Origin of the sequence: Actinomadura formosensis NBRC 14204 (genome assembly GCF_001552155.1) — a bacterium.
Lineage (GTDB): Bacteria > Actinomycetota > Actinomycetes > Streptosporangiales > Streptosporangiaceae > Spirillospora > Spirillospora formosensis.
In genome coordinates, this window is sequence record NZ_BCQQ01000033.1 from 34992 (window position 1) to 56040 (window position 21049).

Sequence of the window (21049 nt, forward strand, 5' to 3'; positions counted from 1 at the left end):
TTCCGGTTCCTCTTCTGGGGCGCGGCGATCTGGAGAGACGGGTCCGCCTCAAGGCTAGCCACGGGGTACGACATTCCCCCGGCTGCTTAACGGCGACGGGCGCCGCCGCATTTCACGGACGCCGCCGGGACGCCCCGGGACGGCACACTCGCACCGTACACGTGTTCGAACACCCCTTGCCACCAGAACCCCCGATCCGCTCCGGCCCGGCCCGCTGCGCTGCGCCTATGACTTCTCGCGACAAGGTCCGGACGCAGCGTCACGCTCGCCATGCGAGCGCTTCCACGCGCCGAGGCCGCCGGCGTGAGCTACTCGTCGTCCAGGGCGTGGGAGAGGTAGCGGTCGGCGGAGCGGCGCACGGCGTTCTTGCCGTCGGTGTAGACGATCTTCTTCCACCAGGCGCCGTAGACGCGGTCGAACTCGTAGGGCTCCAGCAGGCGCAGCGCGCGGCGCACCGTCCGGGGACGTTCCGGGATGTAGTTCGGGTACGAGTACATGAAACTCACCCAGTCCCGGTCGTTGACGACCTGGAGGATGTCGCCGGAGAACAGGGCGCGGGCATCGCGCCAGTGCAGGACCTGGCCGCCGTCGAAGTGGACGCCCGCGTTGATCAGCGTGAGGCCGTCCGCGAGTTCGTGGGTGTCGCCCTCCCAGAAGACGACCGCGTCGTCCGGGCGGGCCACCCAGCGGCGGTCGGCCTCGTGGATGTGGACGGGCGCGTCGAACGCGTGCGCCCACTCGATCATCGTGCCGTAGTAGTGCGGGTGGCTGATCGCGATCGCCGAGATGCCGCCCAGCTCGTTCACCTGGCGGATCAGGTCGTCGTCGAGGTGCGTGATCATGTCCCACAGGACGTTGCCGGACGGGGTGCGCAGCAGCAGGGCGCGCTGGCCGATGGCGATGGACGGCTCGGTGCCGATCCCGATGACGTCCGGCCCCTCCCCGGCGACGCGGCCCCGGTGATCGGCGCGCAGCTCCTCCAGCGTCGTCCATTTCTGGCCGTCCCAGCCGACGTACTGACGCTCGTCCTCGCAGATCGGGCAGTCGGGGCGGGGCCCGGCGTACTGGACGCCGCAGGTCACGCAGATCGGAAGGTCCATGATCACCATTCTGTGGCACCGGCCCGGCGGGGTGCGACAGGATGGAGGCTCTTTTCCGGTAAGGAGGGGTCATGGACTGGCGCGACGTGATCGATGAGCTGGACGCGGGCACGGAGCGGGTCGTCGGGACGCTGGGCGGGCTCACCGAGCATGACCTGCGCGGCCCGTCGGCGCTGCCCGGGTGGAGCCGCGGGCATGTCGCCACCCATATCGCCCGTAACGCCGACTCCCTGTGGAATCTGCTCGAATGGGCACGGACCGGCGTGGAGATTCCGCAGTACCCGAGCCTGGAGAAGCGCAACGCCGACCTCGACGCGGGCGCCGGACGCAGCGGTGCCGAGCTGATCGCCGACGTGCGCGCCACGGCGGCGCGGTTCGCCGAGCAGGCACGGACGCTGCCCGAGGACGCCTGGAACACACCGGTCGAGGCGCTGACGGGGTGGCGGCATCCGGCCTGGTACACGGTGTTCCGCCGCTGGAACGAGGTCGAGGCCCACCATGTCGACCTCGCCGCCGGATACGGGGCCGCCGACTGGCCCGAATCCTACGTCCGGTGGTCGGCGGCGGCGACGCTGGCGGACATGGCGGCGCTCCCGGCGAAGCAGCTCGGTGAGCTGGCCGGATACCGGATCACCGCGACCGACTCCGGGGAGTCCGCCGACCTCGGCCGGGCACCCGGCGGGCCGGAGGCGTCCGGGTCCGGGCGGGCGCTGCTCGGCTGGCTGAGCGGCCGCACGGACGGCTCCGGCGTGAGCGTCCGCCCGGACGGCCCGCTGCCCGTACCGCCGCCCTGGCCGCACGCACCGGCGGGTTTCCAGCCGTAGCCGTTCCGTCCCGGAAAGAGCCGGTCAGTCGCGTCCCGCCAGACGCCGCAGGGCCTCGGCGGAGCGGACGACGATCGCGTTGCGCGCGACGGTCAGGCCGTCGCGGAGCGGCTCGGCGGCGAGGATCTGCGCGACCTTCCGGCGCCCCATCCCGGCCCAGCGTCCGAGGTCCTGCTGGGAGATCGGGACCTGGACGTGGAGGCCCTCCTCCGTCGCCCCGTCCGGCCGCTCCTCCTTGACCGGGGTACCGAACCGGGCCGACAGGCGCAGGAGGCGGCCGGCGAGGCGGCGTTCGGGGTCGTCGGGGAAGTGGGCGACGCGCAGCTCGTTGGCGTCGCGCAGCCGCTCGGCGAGGACGGCGGCGACCGCCCAGACCGTCCCCGGATGGGCGTCCAGGACGCCGCGGAACCGGGCGGCGGGCAGCACGAGCGCCTCCACCCGGGTCAGCGCCTCGACATTGGCGTGCCGGCTGCCGCCGTCCGCCGCCTCCACCTCGCCGACCAGGTCGCCCGGCCCGAGGACGTCCAGGATGGCGACCTCCCCGTCCCGGTCCACCCAGATCTTCACCGCGCCCGACCGCAGCACGAAGACCTGGGACGCGCGGGTGTGCTCGCGCATCAGGAACGCGCCCGGCCTGATCACCACGGGGGCGCCGGCCCCCAGCAGCGCCTCCCGGGCGCGCGGGGGCAGCGCGTCCCAGAACCGGGTGGCCTCCATCTCGCCTCCTCACCGAACCCTGCCCGGGCCGGGGCCATGGCCCTCCTGATCACCTGTCACGGTTCAGTGAACGCGGCGCTGCGCCGATGGACTACGTCCTTTGTCACATGTCGAGTGATCTTTCCGATTCAAGCAGGTTGTCGAGGGCGCGGACGCGCCGGCCGCAGTCCGCCGCCGCGGCCCGGTCGCCGAGCGCGAGATGCGAGTCGCGCAGCAGTTCCAGGGCCTGCCGCAGCCCCCGCCGGTCGTCCATGTCGCGGCGGATGACGACCTCGGCGTTGACGTGCTCCACTGCGTGGGCATGCTTGCCGAGCAGTTGGGACGCGCGGGCCATGCTGTGCAGCGCGTGCGCCTGCTCGCGGGCGGCGCCCAGCTCGGCGGCCAGGTCGAGGGCTCGCCGGCCGGTCTCCAGCGCGTCGTCGGCACGGTCGAGGTCGAGCTGGATGGCGGCGAGGTGGGCGAGCCCGGTGGCCTCGCTGTGCCGGTCGCCGACCTGGCTCAGGTAGTGCAGCGCCTTCTGCTCCTCGGCCAGGGCCTCCTCGGGACGCCCGGCCCGGCGCAGGACGGCGGCGAGGGTGTCCAGGCCGACGCCGAGGCCGTACCAGTCGCCGCGCGACCGGCGCAGGTGCAGCGCCTGCCGCGCCGCGCGCTCGGCCTCCTCGGGCAGGCCGAGCCAGGCGTAGGTGCGGGCGAGGCTGCCGAGCGTGCCCGCCATCCCGCTCCGCGCGCCGAGCCGATGCCACAGGTCGAGGGCCTCCAGGCCGAGGACGAGCGCCTCCTGCGGGCGGCCGAGACGGCGCATCACCACCGACAGGTGCTCCAGGTCGTTGGCCTCGCCGTGCTGGTCGCCGATCTCGCGGCGGATCTCCAGCGCCCGCAGCAGGTGCTCGCGCGCCTCCCGGTACCGTCCGAGCCGCCAGTGGACGATCCCGATCTGCGCGAGCGCCTCGGACTCGCCGTGCCGGTCGCTGGTGTCGCGGTGCAGCCGCAGCGCCTCCCCGCAGTAGGTGAACGCCTCGGCGAACCTCGTGGCCTCGCACATCAGCATCCCCAGCGTGGTCAGCGCGCGCGCCTCGCCGTGCCGCGCGCCCAATGCGCGGTAGGTGCGCAGTGCCTGTTCGGCGTCCTGCTGCGCCATGTCCCGCAGGCCGAGCGCGGCGTTCATCCGGGCGAGTTCGGTGAGCGCCTGCGCGGCACCGTGCATGTCCGCGAGCTCCTGCCGGATGGACAGCGCCTCCAGCGCGTGCGTGACCGCCTCGTGCACGCTCCCCCGGCGCCGGTGCACCCCGGCCACGATCAGCAGGGTCTCGGCCACCCCCGCCTGGTCGCCGCTCTCGCGCCGGACGGCCAGCGCCTTCGCCGCGTGCTCCAGGGCCGTCTCGTAGTCGCCGACGCCCAGGTGGGCGCGGGCGAGCGCGTTGCGGCTCTTGGCCACGCCCGCGTCGTTCCCCAGCCGCTCGTGGACGTCCAGGGACCGCCGGGCATGGTCGATCGCCGTCGGGTAGCGGCCGAGGACGACGTGGACGTCCGCGAGGGTGGCCAGGGTGGCGGCCTCCCCGTACCGGTCGGGCGGGTCGACCGCCCGGAACCCGCGCCGCGCGTCCTCCCCGTACCCGATGGCCTGGACGGATCCGCCGAGCTCGAAGTGCGCCATCGCCAGGTTGTGCAGCATCACGGCGGCCGCCGCCCAGTCCTCCTCGGTGCGGGCGGCGTGCAGGCCCGCCTGCTGAACGGCGATGTTGTCCTCGCCGTAGCGGCGGAACTGCTGGAAGTCGAACAGCGCGTCGGCCAGCTCCCAGCAGGTGCGGTGCAGGCCGAGCCGCGCGGCCTGGTGGACGGCGGCGACCAGGTTGCGCCGCTCGGCCTCGAACCAGCCGAGCCCGGCCGCGCGCCGGGCGGCCGTCACCGCGCGGTCCCGGGCCTCGCCGCGGTGGACGGTGGGGCGGGGCCGCCCCGGCAGCGCGGCGCCCGCCTCGCGCGCCCCGGCGAGATATCCGGCCAGCAGGCGCCGCTGCGCCGCCTGCAGTTCCCCGTCGGAGTCCTCCCCCAGGCCGCGTTCGCGGGCGAAGTCGCGCAGCAGGTCGTGCATGCGGTAGCGGTCCGGGCCTACGTCGTGCACCAGGTACGCCTGCCGCAGGCCCTCCAGGCACTCGCGCGCCTCCTCGGCCGTCCGGTCCTGGAGGGCGGCGAGGGCCGCGGGGGTGAAGTCGGGGCCCGCGACGAGCCCGAGCCGGCGGAACGCCTCGCGCTGGTCACGGCGCAGGCTGCGGTAGGCGACGTCGAACGTCGGGTTGACGACGGCGCTGAGCCCCGGCCCGGACGTCCCGGGCGCCGCGGCCTCCCCGAGGCCCGCCCCGGCGAGGCCGGGCCCGTACGGCACGGCGTCGCGGGCGTCGCGGGCGGCCAGTTCCCGGACGGTCCCGGCGATCGACTCGCCGGGGTTCTCGGCCAGCCGCCCGGCGATGACGCCGAGCGCCAGCGGCAGGTGGCCGCACTCGCGGGCGAGCCGCACGACGGCCCGGTGCTCGTCGCGGACGCGGGCGTCCCCCGGCCCGAGGACGTTGGAGATGAGGTCGACGGCCTCCTGCGTCGCCATTTCCCGCAGTTCCAGCGTGCGGATGTCGGCGCCGTCCAGCAGGGCGGGCAGCCGCCGCCGGCTCGTCACGACCACCAGCCCGGACGTCATCGCCGCCAGCAGCGGCCTGACCTGCTCGGGCTGGACGGCGTTGTCGAGGATCAGCAGCATCCGCCGGTCGCCGAGCAGCGACCGGCACTGCGCCGCGAGCTCGTCCTCGGTGCGGGGAAGCTGGTCGCCGGGCACGCCCGCCGCGCGCAGCACCTGCCCCATCGCCTCCGCCGGGGTGACGGGGCTGCGGGTCGTGCCGCGCAGGTCGGCGAACAGGACGCCGTCGGGGAACCGGTCGGCGACGCGGTGCGCCCAGTGCAGCGCGAGCGTCGTCTTGCCGACGCCCGCCATGCCCTGGACGATCACCGCGCGCGGCCACACGGACTGGCCGACCAGCAGGTCCAGCTTGCTGAGGCTCACCGCGCGCCCGGCGAAGAACGGGTTGTCGGCGGGGAGCCGCGCGGCGAGCGGCCGGCCGCCGCCCGGCGGTTGCAGGCGCACCGGCTCGCGCGCCGCGATCGCGGTCTCCCCCGCCGGCCCGGCCGGCCGCGCGGGCTCGCTCTCGGCCGCGGGCCACTCGTCCCCCCACGGGCTCGCGGCACGGCGCAGCCGCTCGATGTCGAGGACGGTCAGCGGCCGCGGCCTGCGGTCGAGGATGCCCCTGGCCCGCCACAGCCGGAACCAGCGGACCAGCGTCTCGCGGGAGATCCCGGCCCAGTTCGCCAGCTCGGCCTGGCTGAGCTTCAGCGGGATCCGCGTCTCCTGCCCGGCCCCGGGCTCGCCGAACCGGTGCACCAGCTCCAGCAGGTGGTAGGCGAGCCGCTGCGGGTGGTCGGCCGCCCGCACCGCGTGCCGGCGGCCGCCGAACGTGACGCTCTCCGAGATCGCGTGCATCATCGCCTCGGCGACCTGCGGGCTCGCCGCCAGCAGGCTGCGGAACTTGGCGCGGTCGACGCGCAGCGCCGCGACATGGTCGAGCGCGGCGACGGTGCCGCGCTGCGGGTGCCCCCACGGGCCGAGGAGGCCGACCAGGTCCCCGGCCCCGAACAGATCGATGATCGACTCGTCGCCCTCGCTGGAGTCGACGAACTCCTTGGCGATCGCGTTGCTCGCCGCGCGCGGCGACGCCTTGAACACCACGTACACGGCGGGGGCGACCGACCCCTGATGGCACAGCATCCCGCCGGGCGGGATGTCGGTGCGCCGGCCCATGGCGCGCAGCGCCTGCCGGTCGGTGGGGGCCAGCCGCTCCCAGAAGCTGCCGGGCCGGACGTCCGGTACGTGGTCGATCAATCCGGTCACCCGCCCGCCATCGCCGCCGCCAGTGTCCAGAACAGGAACAGCACCGAGGTCGCCACCGCCCACGCGACGGCCTGCCAGGACAGCTCGCCGCAGCGGTGCGCCGCCGACAGCAGCCGGCGCAGTTCCTCGTCGCGGACCCGGTCCTCCAGCGCGACCGCGGAGCCGAACGGCGTCCAGGGGACGCCCGGGTCGACGGGCGAGCCGGTGCGCCCGCGCACCTGGCCGAGCACCGCGAGCAGCGTCCGGCGGGAGCGGACCGCGTATCCGGCCGAGATCGCGAACGACCCGGCCAGCACCGGCAGCAGCGCCAGCGCGGGCAGGCCGGGCCGGCCGGCCGCGAACCGGGAGACGGTCCCGGCGAGCACGAGGGCGAGCAGGACCGCGGCGAGCGCGGAGTCCCGGCCGCAGAGCCGGACCAGCGTGCAGGCGTGCCCGAGGAGGTCCTCCGGCTTCTCCCTGTCCGGTCCGGGGCGGAATGCGGTGACCATCGCTTCACCGTCCTCACGGTCGAACCTGATCTTCTATCGACCATGGTGCGGCGGCAAGACGGAGATTTCCGTCCATAACGGCACGGTTGGGCTGAGTCTGGTGACTCATCTCATCGGCGGGCCCCGCCCGGGGCTCGTCCCGGGATGGTGGAAGATGGTCTCCGCACCACCGACGGGAGGACCCATGACCTACACGGGGAACGTCGAGACCGGCGGGCGTCCCGACGTCCGGGAACTGCCCGGGCTGACGGTCACGAAGGTGGCCGTCGGCCCCTATGACAACAACGCCTATCTCCTGCGCTGCACCGCGACGGGCGAGCAGCTGCTCATCGACGCGGCGAACGAGGCGCCCCGGCTGCTGGAGCTGATCGGCGACGGCCCCCTCGTGCGCATCGTCACCACGCACCGCCACCAGGACCACTGGATGGCGCTGAGCGAGGTGGTGCGCGCCACCGGCGCCCCGGTCGTCGCCCATCCGCGCGACGCCGAGCCGCTGCCGGAGCCGGTCGCCGAGCCCGTCGAGCACGGCGACACCGTCCGCGTCGGGCGGGTGTCCCTCGACGTCATCCACCTGCGCGGCCACACGCCCGGCTCGATCGCCCTGCTGTACGACGCCGGCGGCGAGCTCGCGGACCGGCCGCACCTGTTCACCGGCGACAGCCTCTTCCCGGGCGGCGTCGGCAACACCTGGGGCGACCAGGCCCGCTTCAAGCAGCTGCTCTCGGACGTGGAGGAGCGCGTCTTCGCCCGCCTCCCCGACGCCACCTGGTTCTACCCCGGGCACGGCAAGGACTCGACGCTCGGCCGCGAGCGCCCCTCCCTCCCGCAGTGGCGCGAACGGGGCTGGTGATCTCGCGGGCCGGACCCGGAACAAGCGGTGCGGGGTGTTCGTTTGCCCCTTCACCACCGGGCCGACCCCCAGGAGACGACCATCCACGAACGCCACGAGGTGGAGCCGGGATCCGCCCTGCGCTATCCGGCGGGCTCCCTGGTGCTCGTCGCCGGGCTTCCGGGGGCGGGTAAGAGCACCCTGCTCAACCGGCTCTACGGGCTGCACGGGGACGAGACGGCGCCGGTGCCCGCCGGAGACGTCCTGGTGATCGACTCCCGGCAGTCGCGCAACTGGTGGGCGCGGTTCCTGCGCCCCCTCCCGGTGCGGATGCGGACCCCGTTCGTCCACACCACGCACGTGTGGCGCATCGGACGCGCGATCCTCGCCGGGCACGGGGTCGTCGCGCACACCCGCGGCACCTGGCCGCACATCCTGCACCTGTTCGCCTGGCTGGCGCGGCGGCGCGGCGGCCGGCTGCACCTGATCCTCATCGACGTCACCCCGGAGACGGCCCGCGCCGGCCAGTTCGCACGGGGCCGCGTCGTCACGTCCGTCACCTTCGATCGGCACTGCCGGCGCTGGCGCCCCCTGATCGACCGCGCCCGCGGCGGCGAACCGCCGCGGCCCGCCGCCGGAGTCACCGTCCTCGACCGCGCCGCCGCCGACAGGCTCCGGGCCATTCACTTCACCTGACCGTCCGGCGGCGTGCTGCCCGGGGCCAGGTCAGCGGGGAGATATGTAGGGTCGGGGAAAGATCGAGACGACGAGAGGCGGCAGTATGGCGCAGCAGGTACGCGGGGTCGTCGCACCCGGCAAGGGGCAGCCGGTGCGGATCGAGACGGTCATCGTCCCGGACCCCGGCCCCGGGGAGGCGGTCGTCAAGGTCCAGGCGTGCGGGGTCTGCCACACCGACCTGCACTACCGCGAGGGCGGGATCAACGACGAGTTCCCGTTCCTGCTCGGGCATGAGGCCGCCGGGGTCGTGGAGTCGGTGGGCGAGGGCGTCACCGAGGTCGAGCCCGGCGACTTCGTCATCTTGAACTGGCGCGCGGTGTGCGGGCAGTGCCGGGCCTGCCTGCGGGGACGTCCCTGGTACTGCTTCAACACGCACAACGCCGCGCAGAAGATGACGCTGGAGGACGGCACCGAACTGTCGCCCGCGCTGGGGATCGGCGCGTTCGCCGACAAGACGCTGGTGGCCGCCGGGCAGTGCACGAAGGTCGACCCGGCCGCCAGGCCGGCGGCCGCGGGGCTGCTGGGGTGCGGCGTGATGGCGGGGCTCGGCGCGGCGATCAACACCGGCGGGGTCGGACGGGGCGACTCGGTGGCGGTCATCGGCTGCGGCGGCGTCGGCGCGGCGGCCGTGCTCGGCGCGCGGCTGGCCGGCGCGGCGAAGATCATCGCGGTGGACCTGGACGAGCGGAAGCTGACCACCGCATCCTCGCTGGGCGCCACGCACACCGTCAACGGCGCGGAGAAGGACGTCGTCGAGACGGTGCGGGAGCTGACCGGCGGGTTCGGCGCGGACGTCGTCATCGACGCCGTCGGCCGCCCGGAGACCTACGAGCAGGCGTTCTACGCACGCGACCTCGCCGGGACGGTGGTGCTGGTCGGCGTCCCGACACCGGAGATGAGGCTGGAGCTGCCGCTGCTGGAGGTGTTCGGGCGCGGCGGCTCGCTGAAGTCGTCCTGGTACGGCGACTGCCTGCCGTCCCGCGATTTCCCGATGCTCATCGACCTCTACCTGCAGGGGCGCCTGGACCTGGACGCGTTCGTGTCCGAGACCATCGGGCTGGGCGACGTGGAGGCCGCGTTCGAGAAGATGCACCACGGCGACGTGCTGCGCTCTGTGGTGATGCTGTGATGGCGGCCCGCATCGACCACATCGTCACGTCCGGGACGTTCTCCCTGGACGGCGGCACCTGGGACGTCGACAACAACGTCTGGATCGTCGGGGACGACAGCGAGGCGATCGTCATCGACGCCGCGCACGACGCCGACGCGATCGCGGCGGCGGTGGGCGGCCGCAGGCTGGTGGCGATCGTGTCCACGCACGGGCACGACGACCACATCGACGCGGCGCCCGCGCTGAAGGCCCGCACGGGTGCGCCGATCCTGCTGCACCCGGACGATCTGATGCTGTGGCGGCAGAAGCACCCCGGCACGGCCCCCGACGGCGAACTCGCCGACGGCCAGGTCATCACGGTCGCGGGGACCGAGCTGACCGTCCTGCACACGCCGGGCCACAGCCCCGGCGCGGTCTGTCTCCACGCGCCCGGACTGGGCACGGTGTTCTCCGGTGACACGCTGTTCAAGGGCGGTCCGGGTGCGACCGGCCGGTCGTTCTCCGACTTCCCGACGATCATCGTCTCGATCCGCGAGCGGCTGCTGACGCTGCCGGCGGAGACGACCGTCCGCACCGGGCACGGCGACTCGACCACGATCGGCGCGGAGGCCCCGCATCTGGACGAGTGGATGGCCCGCGGGCACTGACCGGGATAGTGTCCCCGGTGGCGGACGGGCGTCCGAGCCGGGAGGGGTGCGATGCGAGGCGCGGCACCGGTGGCGCTGATGCTGTGCGGGACGCTGGCGGGGTGCGGCCAGAGCGCCGGGGAGGCGGCGGGCGATGTCCCGCCGCCCACCGCGGCCGCGGCCGATCCCGTGACGACGGTGTCCGCGGCGCCGGTGCGTCCCCGGCCGGCCGAGTCACCCGGCTCGGCCGAGTTGTCCGAGCCGTCCGGGCCGCTCGGGCGGGCCGGCGGGTGGCGCATCACCACCTACTACACCGCGCTTGAGAGCCTCTACGGCGGCAGGCGCAAGGCCGTCCGCGGTTGCACCCGCTTCCACTGTTCGCACGGGAAGACGCCGCTCGGGTCGTACCCGGAGGACTTCCTCACGGTCGTCCAGATGGAGGGCAGCGGGCGCCTCACCGGCGGTCCGCACCGCGGCCGGTACCTGAACTGGTCGCACAGCGTCGGCTTCTGGCTGGACGACACGACGCGCGACTCGCGAGGCCGTCCGCTGGAGCCGTGGGCGTCCGCGGCGGCGGACAGGTCCGTGCTGGCGCGGGGGCGGCGGTTCACGATCGTGGACTGCGGCAAGGACGGCAACGGCCGTCCGATCGAGGGCAAGGTGTGCGCGGCGTTCCGGAAGGCCCGCTGGACGGTCATGGACCTGTTCCGCCCCGGCTACGGGGGTGAGAACCACGCCGACGTCTACATCGGCGAGGAGAAGGGCTCACGGCTGTCCGAGTCGCCCTTCTACACCACGTTGAAGGGCGCCACCCTCGGCCCGGCCTAGGTCGGGACGCGCCCGGACGGGCGGGCCGACGGGCGGGCCGCCGGGCGGGGCGAGGCGAGCCGGGTGGCCTGTGTCCGGCCCCGGAGAACGACCTCCTCGCCGAGCGACCAGTGCCGGGCCTCCCGCGGCTCGGCCCGCGCGACGAGCGAGCCCGCCGCGAAGACCCGGTTCTCGGTGTTCTTGGCCATCTCGGTGAGCCGGGCGGCCTCGTTCACCGGGTCGCCGATCACCGTGTACTCGAAGCGCTCCTCGGCGCCGATGTGCCCGGCGACGGCCTCGCCCGCCGACACGCCGATCGCGGCGCGCAGGCCGGGGACGTCCGCGCGCAGCCGGCGGGCCAGCTCGCGGGACGCGGCGAGCGCGCGGCCGGGCAGGCCGTCCAGCGGGAGCGGCGCCCCGAAGACGGCAAGCGCGGCGTCGCCCTCGAACTTGTTGATCCAGCCGCCGTGCGCGCCGATGACCTCGACGACCACGGCGAAGAAGTCGTTCAGCAGCCGGACGACCTCGGCGGGCGGGCGGTCGGCGGCGAGCCGGGTGGAGCCGATGATGTCCACGAAGATCACCGCAACCTCGCGCAGTTCGCCGCCGAGGTCGATGCCGCGTTCCAGGGCGACGCGCGCGACGTCCGTGCCGACCTGCCGGCCGAACAGGTCCCGGAGCCGCTCGTGCTCGCGCAGCCCGGCGGCCATGTGGTTGAACCCGGCCTGCAGCAGTCCGATCTCGCTGGCGTCGTAGACGGGGACCTCGACGTCCAGGTCGCCGCGCTGGACGCGGGCGAGACCGCGCCGCACCGATTCGACCGGGTCGGCGATGGCGCGGGCGGCGGTGTAGGTGACACCGAGCCCGACGACCAGCGCGATGCCGCCGAGCGCGAGCACGGCGACGGCGAAGTCCCGCACGGTGACCTCGGCGATGAGGAAGGAGCCGATGGCGAGGGTGATCAGCCCGAGGATCGGGACGGCGGTGCCGAGGCCCCAGGCGAGCACCGAACGCGCGACGACGCCGGGCAGGCCGGTGCGGCTCGGCAGCTCGCTGCGCAGCGCCGTGGTGACCGCGCGGCGCAGCAGCCGTTCGCTGAGCAGGTAGACGACCGTGCAGGTGGTGAGGCCGCCGAGCAGGCTGGTCAGACCGAGCTTGACGGCCAGCAGGGCGGAGAACGGGGCGTTGACGGCGACCCAGCCGACCGTCCCGATGCCCCACAGCGTCAGGTGCAGGGCCATCAGCCGCAGCGGCCCGTACAGCAGCAGGGCCCGCTCGTGCCGGCCGGGTTCGTCGTGCCGCTCGACCAGGCGCCGGACACGGCGGAAGAACCGTTCGCCGAGCAGGAGGCCGGCGGGCACGGCCGCGGCGACGTAGCCGGTGAAGACGATCAGGTTGATGCGCTGGAGCCGCGCGGAGACGTGCCCGGCCGGGTCGGGCACGAGCACCGCGAACGCGAGGACGACCAGCGCGCCGCCGAGGTTGGCGAGGCCGGTCGCGATCGTGACGAGGATGCGGGCGCGGCGGGCGATGCGGGCGCGCGAGTCGCCGGGGGCACCGTCGATGAACCGCCAGATGGGACCGAAGAGGGTCCGCCTGGGCCGCGGTCTCGCGGAGGGATCGCTCACTCGGGCGCGCATCATTGCGGCCGGGGCTGGGCGAGCTCCTCGGCGAACGCGGTGAGCTGGGCCAGGTTGCGGCACTCGTACATGGGCAGCAGCTCGCCGTACCGGGACGCGGCGGAGTCGCCGGTGTCCCACTGGGCGCGCGGCTCGGGGTTGAGCCAGTACGCGTGCCGGGCGCGGCCGGCCATCGACCGCAGGATCGGCAGGGACAGCTCGCCGTAGTTGGAGCGCGCGTCGCCGAGGATCAGCAGGGACGTTCTGGGCGTGATCGCGTCCCGGTACTTCTCGTCGAACACCTTGATGGCGTGGCCGTAGTTGGAGCGGCCGGTGATCCAGACGAGGTCGGCCTCGGCGGCGAGACGGGCCATCGCGTCCGCGACGTCCGCGCCCGGGGAGAAGTACTTGGTGATCTCGTCGGTGGTGTCGATGAACGCGAACGCGCGGACCTTGCTGAACTGCTCCCGCAGCGCGAACGTCAGCAGCAGCGTGAAGTGCGCGAACGCCGACACCGAGTCGCTGGCGTCGCACAGCACGACCAGCTCCGGCTTGTGCGGGCGGCGCGGCCGGTGGCGGGTGGTGAGCGGCACTCCCCCGCTGGCCAGGGACGCGCGGACCGTCCGGCGGAAGTCGAGCCGTCCCCGCCTGCCGTGCCGCTGCTTTTGCACCAGCCGGGACGCCAGCCTGCGGGCCAGCGGATACACCTCGCGGCGCAGCGCCTCCATCTCGGCCCGGGTGGCGCCGGCGAAATCGAGCCGTTCCAGCGGCGGGCGGACGGCGATGCGCGCGGTCCGCTCGACGCCGGTGTCCTCGGCGATGCGGCGCCGCACCTCGCCCGCGACGAGGTCCTGGAAACGGGCGATGCGGTCGCGGAACGTCCGGCGCGCGACCCGCTCGGCCATGCCGCCGCGCTCCTGCCCGCCCAGGACGGCGCCGAGCAGCCGCGCCATGAGCGTGTCGGGCGACAGCGCGGCGAGGACACCGGAGGAGAACCACGACTCCTGGCCGGGGGGCCGCCCGTATTCGGCGACGGCCGTCCGGGCGAATCGGCGCAGGCCCGCGTCGTCGCCGGAGAGCAGGAGCCCGGCCAGCTCGTCGCGGCGGGCCTGGATCTCCGGGTCCAGCGCGGGCGGGACGGGACGCCCGTCGTCGCCGAGCGTCCGCGCGGGACGCTGCGGCGCCCTCCCGGCGCCGTCCCCGACCGCCGCCGGGAACCACAGGTCGAAGAGCATGTCGAACGTCGGACGGTGCTGAGGCCGCTTGACGAGCGTGGCGGCGTACGCGGCGCGCAGCGCCGCGCGGTCGAGCAGGTCGATCGTCTGCAGGGCGCGTACCGCGTCCAGGCCCTCGGCGACCGAGACCGGCAGCCCGGCCCGGCGCAGCTCCGCCACGAACCCGGTGTGCCGGTCGACGAGCGATGCCATCTCAGCCCCGCAGCCCCAGTTCCCTGACGGCGCGCTCCTGGTCGGAGACGTGTTTGAGGACGACGCCGAGCGTGCGGGCGACGGCGGCCTCGTCCAGGTCGTCCAGGCCGAGCGCCAGCAGGGTGCGCGCCCAGTCGACGGTCTCGGCGATCGACGGGGCCTTCTTGATCTCCAGGTCGCGCAGCGTCCCGACCGTCCGGACGAGCTGCTCGGCCAGCTCCGCCTCGATTCCCGGCACCCGCGCGAGGACGATGTCACGTTCCCGGTCGGGCGCCGGGTAGTCCAGGTGCAGGTAGAGGCAGCGGCGTTTGAGCGCCTCCGACAGCTCCCGCGCCGCGTTGGAGGTGATGACCACGAACGGGCGCCGCACCGCGCTGACCGTTCCGAGCTCCGGAATCGTCACCTGGAAGTCGGACAGGACCTCCAGCAGCATGCCCTCCACCTCGACGTCGGCCTTGTCCGCCTCGTCGATCAGCAGGACGGTCGGGTCCGGGCGCCGGATCGCCGCCAGCAGCGGCCGCTCCAGCAGGAACTCCTCGGAGAAGATGTCGTCGTGGGTCTCCTGCCAGGCCCGGTCGGCGGGGGCGGCCTGGATGGCCAGCAGCTGCTTCTTGTAGTTGAACTCGTAGAGCGCGCGTGCCTCGTCCAAGCCCTCGTAGCACTGCAGCCGGATGAGCTCCGCGCCGGTCGCCGCGGCGACGGCCTTCGCCAGCTCCGTCTTGCCGACCCCGGCCGGCCCCTCCACGAGCAGCGGCTTCCCGAGCGCCTGCGCGAGGTAGGCGGTCGTGGCGATCGCCTCGTCCGCGAGGTAGCCGACCTCGGCGAGCCTGGCCTCCACATCGGCCGGGGAGGCGAACATCCCGTCGGTCATCCGTTGCCCTTCTTCGCGACGACCTTCTTGTACTTCTGGTTCGTGCCGGCGAAGACGAGCGTCGTCTCGTCCTCCAGGGAGACGCCCCAGTAGGAGGCGGTCTGCGGATCGCCGCCCTTCCAGGAGAAGCGGAACTCGCCGCCGCCCTCGGGGATGACCGACCCGCTCCACAGCTTCTGCTTGCCCCGCACCCACACGCCATTGCCGCCGGCCGTGAACTGGAAGTAGTCCTTGGCGGTACCGACCCAGCGTCCGACGAGCGGCTTGACCTCGGACGGCTTCACCGCCGGCAGCGGCGCCAGGGTCGTCGCCGGCGCGGACGGGGCGGACCCCGCGGCGTCCTTCTCCTCGCCGCCGCCGCACCCGCTCAACACGATCATGGCGACGGCGCAAACGCCGAGGACACTCGCACGGGTCACCGAGACCTCCGGTTGATCTGCACAGAAAGCGGCAGTGTATTGCGCTTAATACCTCTGGGGTACGGGACGGTTCGCCCCTGGGTGTGAGGCAGGCGGGGAGGGTGCCCGCCTATAACGGAACCATGACCATCCCACGGCTGCCGCGTGAGGACCTCACGGCGGCGATGGCGGCCCGGCGCGAGCTGGGGCCCGACTACGACGACGCCTTCATCGAGAAGGTCGTGGACCGCATCGAGGAGGCACTCGGCACGCGCGCCGCCGCGCCGCGGCCCGGCCGCCGCCCGGCCCCGCCGGCATCGCGCGGCGGTGAACGCGATCACAGCCTGGCCATGGCGGTGCTGTCGCTGCTCGCCGCCATCCCGCTCAGCGCGATCGGCGTCGTCAACGCCGGCCTGCCCGGCCTGCTCTTCGCCATCGCGGGCATCGTGCTGATCAACTTCACCTACGCCTTCCGGCCGCGTTGACCCAGGGGGGCGACCCCCGGGTACCTCCGCCACGGGCCGGGCGCCCTCCGGTCGCCCGGCCCGTGGCCGGTGGCTGAGGCCCAACCTCCGTGCCCCGCCCTACTTGCCGGGCTCGGGGTCGCGGGGCAGGCCGAGGAGGCGTTCGCCGATGATGTTCAGCTGGACCTCGGTGGTCCCGCCGTAGATGGTCATGGCGCGGCTGAACAGCATGGCGCGGGCGACGATGCCGCTCTCGGTCAGGGGGACCTCGGTGGCGGCGGCCGTGCCCTGGGCGGCCCAGCAGTAGTCGGCGACGTCCTGGTTGAACTGGACGCCGAGGAGCTTGCGGACGCTGGCCTCCGCGCCCGGCTCCACGCCGTTCAGCTGCTTGAGGGTCGTGCGCAGGCCGAGCAGGTCGATCGACTGGCCCTGCGCGACGAGTCCGCCGACCTCGGCGGCGGCGACGGGGTCCAGGTCGCGGTCCTGGAAGAAGCGCAGGAGCTCGGGGACGCCCATGCCGAGGCCGCCGCCGGTCGACAGCGACACCCGCTCGTTCGACAGCGTGTTCCGCGCGACCTGCCAGCCCCGGTTCACCTCGCCGACGACCTGCTCGTCCGGGACGAACACGCCGTCCAGGAAGACCTCGTTGAACAGGGCCTCGCCGGTCAGCTCCCGCAGCGGGCGGACGTCCACGCCCGCGGCCTTCATGTCCACCAGGAAGTAGGTGATGCCGTCGTGCTTGGGCGCGTCCGGGTCGGTGCGGGCGATGCAGAACCCCCACTGGGCGTGGTGGGCCAGGGACGTCCAGATCTTCTGGCCGGTGAGCTTCCAGCCGCCCTCGACCCGCTCCGCCTTCATCGACAGCGACGCGAGGTCGGACCCTGCGCCCGGCTCGGAGAACAGCTGGCACCAGACGATCTGGCCGCGCAGCGTCGGGCGCAGGAACCGCTCCTTCTGCTCGTCGGAGCCGTAGCGGACCAGGGAGGGGACCAGCCACGCGCCGATCCCCAGGTTCGGGGCCTTGACCTTGGCGGCCTTCAGCTCCTGCTGGATGAGGATCTGCTCGACCGGGCCGGCCTCCCGGCCCCACGGCTTCGGGAAGTACGGGACGGTCCAGCCCTCGTCGCCCATCCGGGCGGCGAGCGCGTCCTTGTCCTCGACCGCGGCCAGCTCGGCGATCTCGGCGCGGATGCGCTCGCGGAGCGGCTGGGCGTCCTCGTCGAGTTCGAGGACGACCTCGCGGCGGCCCCCGGCCAGCGCGAGCCCCGCGACTTCGGCGGCCCAGCCCGCGGACGAGCCGAGCAGCGCCCGCAGGGTGAGGGCGCGGCGCAGGTAGAGGTGCGCGTCGTGCTCCCAGGTGAAGCCGATGCCGCCGAGGATCTGGATGGCGTCGCGGGCGGTCTGGACGCCGGCGTCGAGCGCGACGACCGCGCAGACGGCGGCGGCGAAACGCGTCTGTGCCGCCCCGGCCGCCCCGGTGCCCTCGTCCATGGCGCGGGCGGCGTCCCACGCGGCGGCGCGGGCCTGCTCCAGCGCGATCAGCGCGCGGGCGGCCTTGTGCTTGACGCCCTGGAACTGCCCGATCGGGCGGCCGAACTGCTCGCGCACCTTCGCGTACTCGGCGGCGGTCGTCACCAGCCGGCCGGCGAGGCCGGCGGCCTCGGCGCCGAACAGCGCGGCGGCGAGGTCCCGGACCCGGCCGGCGGTGAGGCCGTCCACGACGCGGTCGGCGCCGACGGCGACCTCGGACGCCTCGACGGCGGCGACGCGGCGGCCCCTGTCCAGGCTCGCGACCGGGGTGACGGTGAGGTCGGCGGCGTCCACCGCGACCCACTGCTCACCGCCGTCCACCGCGACCGGCAGCACGATCACGTCGGCGAGCGCGGCGCCGAGCACCGTCCCGGACGTCCCGGACACCACCAGGGAGTCGCCGTCGCGGCGGCCGGTCAGCGCGCCGTCCAGCGCGACGGCGCCGGTCTTCGACCCGTCGGCGAGCGCGGGCAGCAGTTCCGCGTGGAGCTTGGCGTTGCCGGACGCGTCGATGACCGCGCTCGCGAGGACGGTCGGCAGAAACGGGCCGGGCGCGGCGGCGCGGCCCAGTTCCTCCAGCACGACCGACAGCTCCAGCAGGCCGTAGCCCTGGCCGCCGTGCTCCTCGGCCAGGTGCAGGCCGAGCAGGCCCTGCTCCGCCAGCGCGGGCCAGAACCCGGGCCTGGTCTCCTCGTCCGCGTCCAGCACGGCCCGGACGGCCGCCGCCGGGATGTTGCGCTCGGCGAAGCCGCGCACCGATTCGGCGAGCGCCTCGTGCTCCTCGGTCAGCCCGATGGCCATGCGTCAACCCTCTCTCAGACCTTTTGACCGAGATTCTAGAACAGGGTTCGGGTCAGTGGGAGTGCGTGGCGCAAGTCTCAGCCCTCGCGTGTCGCGGGGGCGTCCGCCTCGTCCACCTCGATCTCGTGGAGCGGCTCGTGCATCCCCTTCGCGGACGGCCGGCGGCCGGCGGCGAGGCTCGCCACGGTGGTCGCGGCGAGGGTTCCGGCGATCACCGCGAGGGACAGCCAGATCGGGATCTCCGGCGCCCACGCGACACCGTACTCGTGCAGCGCGTGGAAGATCAGCTTGAGGCCGATGAAGCCGAGGATGAACGCCAGCCCGTGCCCGAGGTAGACGAGCCGGTCGGTGAGGCCGCCGAGCAGGAAGTACAGCTGGACCAGCCCCATCAGCGCGAACGCGTTGGCGGTGAACACCAGGTACGGCTCGGTCGTCAGCCCGAAGATCGCCGGGATCGAGTCCAGCGCGAACAGCACGTCGGTGGAACCGATCGCGATCATCACCACGGCCATCGGGGTGAGCAGCCGGCGGCCGTCCCGCCGGGCGACGAACCGGCTGCCGTCGTACTCGTCCGATGTCGGGAGGACGCGCTTGGCCCACCGCAGCAGCACGTTCTCCTTGAACTCCTCCTCGTCGCCGCCGCGCACCAGCCCGAACGCCGTCCAGATGAGGAACGCGCCGAAGATGAAGAAGACCCAGGTGAACGTCGAGATCGCGGCGGCACCGACCGCGATGAACAACCCGCGCAGCAGCAGCGCGATCACGATGCCCGCCATCAGGACGGTGTGCTGCGCCTGCTTCGGCACCGCGAACCGCGCGAGGATCACCATGAACACGAAGAGGTTGTCGACACTGAGGCTCTTCTCGGTGACGAACCCGCCGAAGTACTCGCCGGCGTACCGGCCACCGGCGAAGATCCACACGCCGAGGCCGAACAGCACGGCGAGACCGATGTAGACCACCGACCAGAACGCGGCCCTGCGGGTGGTGAACTCCCGCGTGTCGTTGCGGTGGATGAGGAACAGGTCGGCGGCGATGACCGCGAGGATCCCCGCTATGGTCAGGGCCCAGACCCATGGGGTGACGGACAATGTGAACACCTCCGGCGGACACGAACGAGCGCCGGAGGTCTCTCCCGCCCTGAAAACCGAGCGCGGGCCGCGGAACCCGGGCCGGCATGGGCCGACCGTATTGACGAGCACCGCGCGCGGGGATACTCCCCTCCGTTATCTCCTTGAACGCGGCCCGCGCCGGGACGGTTCCCGCGCCGCCGATTTTTCTCGGTCCCGTTCCGAACCCCGGCCCCGGTCGGCGCGTCCAAGGCACCCGGCGGCGCGGTGTCAGCGCCGGGTGTCGGTCAGTTCCCGGTAGATGCTCGCGAGCTGGTCGACGGCGTCGTCCTCGCCGGGCAGCAGCGCCGAGCGCTCGGCGGCGGCCGAGCCGAGCCGCGCGGCGAGCGACGGGTCGTCCAGAACGCGGCTCACCGCGCGCTCCAGCGCCTCGGCGTCGCCCGGCGGCACCAGCAGCGCCGCCTCGCTCTCCGGTCCGTGCAGCAGCGACCCGCCCGCGGGCCGCCCGGCCGCTCCCCCCGCAGCGTCCCTTGCGCCGACCAGGGCGGGGATGCCGCCGACACGCGTGGCGACCAGCGGCCGGCCCGCCCGCAGGATCTCCTGGACGATCAGTGGCTGCCCCTCCCACACGCTCGGCACGACCGCCACATCGGACGCGGCCAGCAGCCCGGGGACGTCGGAGCGGCGGCCGAGCAGCCGGACGGGCAGGTCCTCGGCCTCGATCCTGGAGCGCAGCTCGTCCTCCAGCGGGCCGTCGCCGACGATCGCGACGAGCGGCGGCGGGGTGCGTCCCGCCCACACCGCCGCGGCGTCCAGCAGCGTGGGCAGGCCCTTCTGCGCGGCGAGCCGCCCCACCGTGATGATCAGCGGCCGCTCCCCCACGCCCAGCTCGGCCCGCAGGTCGGCGCGGACGGCCGGGCCCGGCGGAGCCTGCGGCGCGGGCGCGGGAACGATCGCGTGCCCCACCGACCGGGCGCCGAGGGACCGCATCCGTTCCTCCAGATCGGGAGAGACGCCGAGGACGCGGGTGGCGCCGAGGGCCACGATCCGCTCCAGCATCCCGTACACCGCGGCCGTCCGCCCGCCGGTGATGACGGCGTTGTGCAGGGTGACGACCAGCGGCGGGCCTCCCCGGGAGAACCGCAGCGGCTCCGGCGCGACCCGCGCGCGGGCCGCCACGGCGAGGGCACCGGCCCGCAGCCCGTGGGCGTGCACGACATCGGCGCCGCGCAGCAGCGAACGCAGCCGGGCGGCGGCCCTGGCGTCGTTCACCGGACGGGGCCGGTCGGTGAGGTCGACCTCGGCGAACCGGGCGCCCGCGTCACCGAACCCGAACATCTCCTCGGTCGACGGCGGCCCGCAGACCAGCACGCGGGCGCCGCGTCCGGCGAGGCCCGCCGCGACGGACCGGACATGCCGCCCGACGCCGCCCGCGCTGGTGCCGAGGACGAGCGCGACGCGCAGCCCGTCCAGATCCCGGTTGTCAGCCATGGCGTGTCACCTTCCGGGTGAGGACGGCGCGCAGGTCACGGCCGTCGATCACGAAAGCGATGATCAGGAATACCGCGCCGGCGGCCAGCGCGGCGAGCGCCCCGGTCCCGACGTTGCGCAGCTCACCGGCCGGGCCGGTGCCGCCGGGGCCGAACAGCGCGGCGACCCCGTATCCGGCGGCGCCGCCCGCGGCGCCGCCCAGCACCCCGG

At 74.1% G+C, this 21049-nt stretch carries 18 protein-coding genes and 1 pseudogene; 7 read left to right on the forward strand and 12 right to left on the reverse strand.

Annotated elements, in window-relative coordinates; all coding sequences use genetic code 11:
* Positions 1–308: 308 nt before the first annotated feature.
* The gene (locus AF1_RS11500; protein ID WP_217999815.1) at positions 309–1100 is read right to left on the reverse strand and encodes an MBL fold metallo-hydrolase; all 792 of its coding nucleotides are present in this window, start codon (positions 1098–1100) and stop codon (positions 309–311) included.
* Between the two features lie 71 nt (positions 1101–1171).
* Here AF1_RS11500 and AF1_RS11505 point away from each other — a divergent pair, with 71 nt between their 5' ends.
* A complete protein-coding gene (locus tag AF1_RS11505; RefSeq protein WP_067796406.1) occupies positions 1172–1924 on the forward strand; it encodes a maleylpyruvate isomerase family mycothiol-dependent enzyme in 753 nt (250 codons plus the stop codon).
* A 24-nt stretch (positions 1925–1948) separates the two neighbouring features.
* On the opposite strand, the gene AF1_RS11510 is transcribed toward AF1_RS11505, so the two are convergent.
* The 3 genes from AF1_RS11510 to AF1_RS11520 form a co-directional block, all read right to left on the reverse strand.
* Positions 1949–2641 (reverse strand): Crp/Fnr family transcriptional regulator, encoded by a 693-nt coding sequence (locus AF1_RS11510; RefSeq protein WP_067796409.1) that lies wholly within the window; start codon positions 2639–2641, stop codon positions 1949–1951.
* Positions 2642–2744: 103 nt separating this feature from the next.
* The gene (locus AF1_RS11515) at positions 2745–6569 is read right to left on the reverse strand and encodes a tetratricopeptide repeat protein (RefSeq protein WP_067796412.1); all 3825 of its coding nucleotides are present in this window, start codon (positions 6567–6569) and stop codon (positions 2745–2747) included.
* Positions 6566–7057 (reverse strand): hypothetical protein, encoded by a 492-nt coding sequence (locus AF1_RS11520; protein WP_067796415.1) that lies wholly within the window; start codon positions 7055–7057, stop codon positions 6566–6568. The genes AF1_RS11515 and AF1_RS11520 overlap by 4 nt, the downstream gene beginning before the upstream one ends.
* Before the next feature lie 184 nt (positions 7058–7241).
* Between AF1_RS11520 and AF1_RS11525 the strand changes: the two genes are divergently transcribed.
* From AF1_RS11525 to AF1_RS11545, 5 genes are all read left to right on the forward strand, one after another.
* A complete protein-coding gene (locus tag AF1_RS11525) occupies positions 7242–7907 on the forward strand; it encodes an MBL fold metallo-hydrolase (protein WP_067796419.1) in 666 nt (221 codons plus the stop codon).
* A gap of 42 nt (positions 7908–7949) precedes the next feature.
* A complete protein-coding gene (locus tag AF1_RS11530; protein WP_242608649.1) occupies positions 7950–8582 on the forward strand; it encodes an ATP-binding protein in 633 nt (210 codons plus the stop codon).
* A gap of 85 nt (positions 8583–8667) precedes the next feature.
* Entirely contained in the window at positions 8668–9753 is a 1086-nt protein-coding gene (locus tag AF1_RS11535) for an S-(hydroxymethyl)mycothiol dehydrogenase (protein WP_067796423.1), read from the forward strand.
* Entirely contained in the window at positions 9750–10382 is a 633-nt protein-coding gene (locus AF1_RS11540; protein ID WP_217999816.1) for an MBL fold metallo-hydrolase, read from the forward strand. Before AF1_RS11535 ends, AF1_RS11540 begins: the two co-directional genes overlap by 4 nt.
* Before the next feature lie 51 nt (positions 10383–10433).
* Positions 10434–11189 carry an RlpA-like double-psi beta-barrel domain-containing protein gene (locus AF1_RS11545; RefSeq protein WP_067796430.1) on the forward strand — a complete coding sequence of 252 codons (756 nt, stop codon included), beginning with the start codon at positions 10434–10436 and terminating at the stop codon, positions 11187–11189.
* On the opposite strand, the gene AF1_RS11550 is transcribed toward AF1_RS11545, so the two are convergent.
* Genes AF1_RS11550 through AF1_RS11565 form a run of 4 tightly spaced genes read right to left on the reverse strand, consistent with a single transcriptional unit; the run spans position 11186 to position 15504 of the window.
* The gene (locus tag AF1_RS11550; protein WP_242608650.1) at positions 11186–12796 is read right to left on the reverse strand and encodes an adenylate/guanylate cyclase domain-containing protein; all 1611 of its coding nucleotides are present in this window, start codon (positions 12794–12796) and stop codon (positions 11186–11188) included. The genes AF1_RS11545 and AF1_RS11550 overlap by 4 nt on opposite strands.
* An 11-nt stretch (positions 12797–12807) precedes the next feature.
* Complete coding sequence (locus AF1_RS11555) at positions 12808–14214, reverse strand: vWA domain-containing protein (protein ID WP_067796434.1); 1407 nt, start codon at positions 14212–14214, stop codon at positions 12808–12810.
* Position 14215: 1 nt separating this feature from the next.
* Entirely contained in the window at positions 14216–15085 is an 870-nt protein-coding gene (locus tag AF1_RS11560) for an AAA family ATPase (protein ID WP_067796437.1), read from the reverse strand.
* Entirely contained in the window at positions 15082–15504 is a 423-nt protein-coding gene (locus AF1_RS11565) for a hypothetical protein (protein WP_067796440.1), read from the reverse strand. Before AF1_RS11565 ends, AF1_RS11560 begins: the two co-directional genes overlap by 4 nt.
* 122 nt (positions 15505–15626) lie before the next feature.
* Here AF1_RS11565 and AF1_RS11570 point away from each other — a divergent pair, with 122 nt between their 5' ends.
* Positions 15627–15968 (forward strand): hypothetical protein, encoded by a 342-nt coding sequence (locus AF1_RS11570; protein ID WP_067796443.1) that lies wholly within the window; start codon positions 15627–15629, stop codon positions 15966–15968.
* Positions 15969–16067: 99 nt separating this feature from the next.
* Here the strand turns inward: AF1_RS11570 and AF1_RS11575 are convergent, their stop codons facing one another.
* The 4 genes and pseudogenes from AF1_RS11575 to AF1_RS35125 all read right to left on the reverse strand — a co-directional run.
* Positions 16068–18278: an acyl-CoA dehydrogenase gene (locus AF1_RS11575; RefSeq protein ID WP_067796456.1), complete on the reverse strand. Its 2211-nt coding sequence runs from the start codon at positions 18276–18278 to the stop codon at positions 16068–16070.
* A gap of 77 nt (positions 18279–18355) precedes the next feature.
* Complete coding sequence (locus AF1_RS11580) at positions 18356–19369, reverse strand: TerC family protein (RefSeq protein ID WP_067796459.1); 1014 nt, start codon at positions 19367–19369, stop codon at positions 18356–18358.
* A 249-nt stretch (positions 19370–19618) separates the two neighbouring features.
* Positions 19619–20839 carry a glycosyltransferase family 4 protein gene (locus AF1_RS11585; RefSeq protein WP_174548846.1) on the reverse strand — a complete coding sequence of 407 codons (1221 nt, stop codon included), beginning with the start codon at positions 20837–20839 and terminating at the stop codon, positions 19619–19621.
* Positions 20832–21049 (reverse strand): annotated as a pseudogene (locus AF1_RS35125) (hypothetical protein); the annotation flags it as partial. The gene AF1_RS11585 and the pseudogene AF1_RS35125, both read right to left, overlap by 8 nt.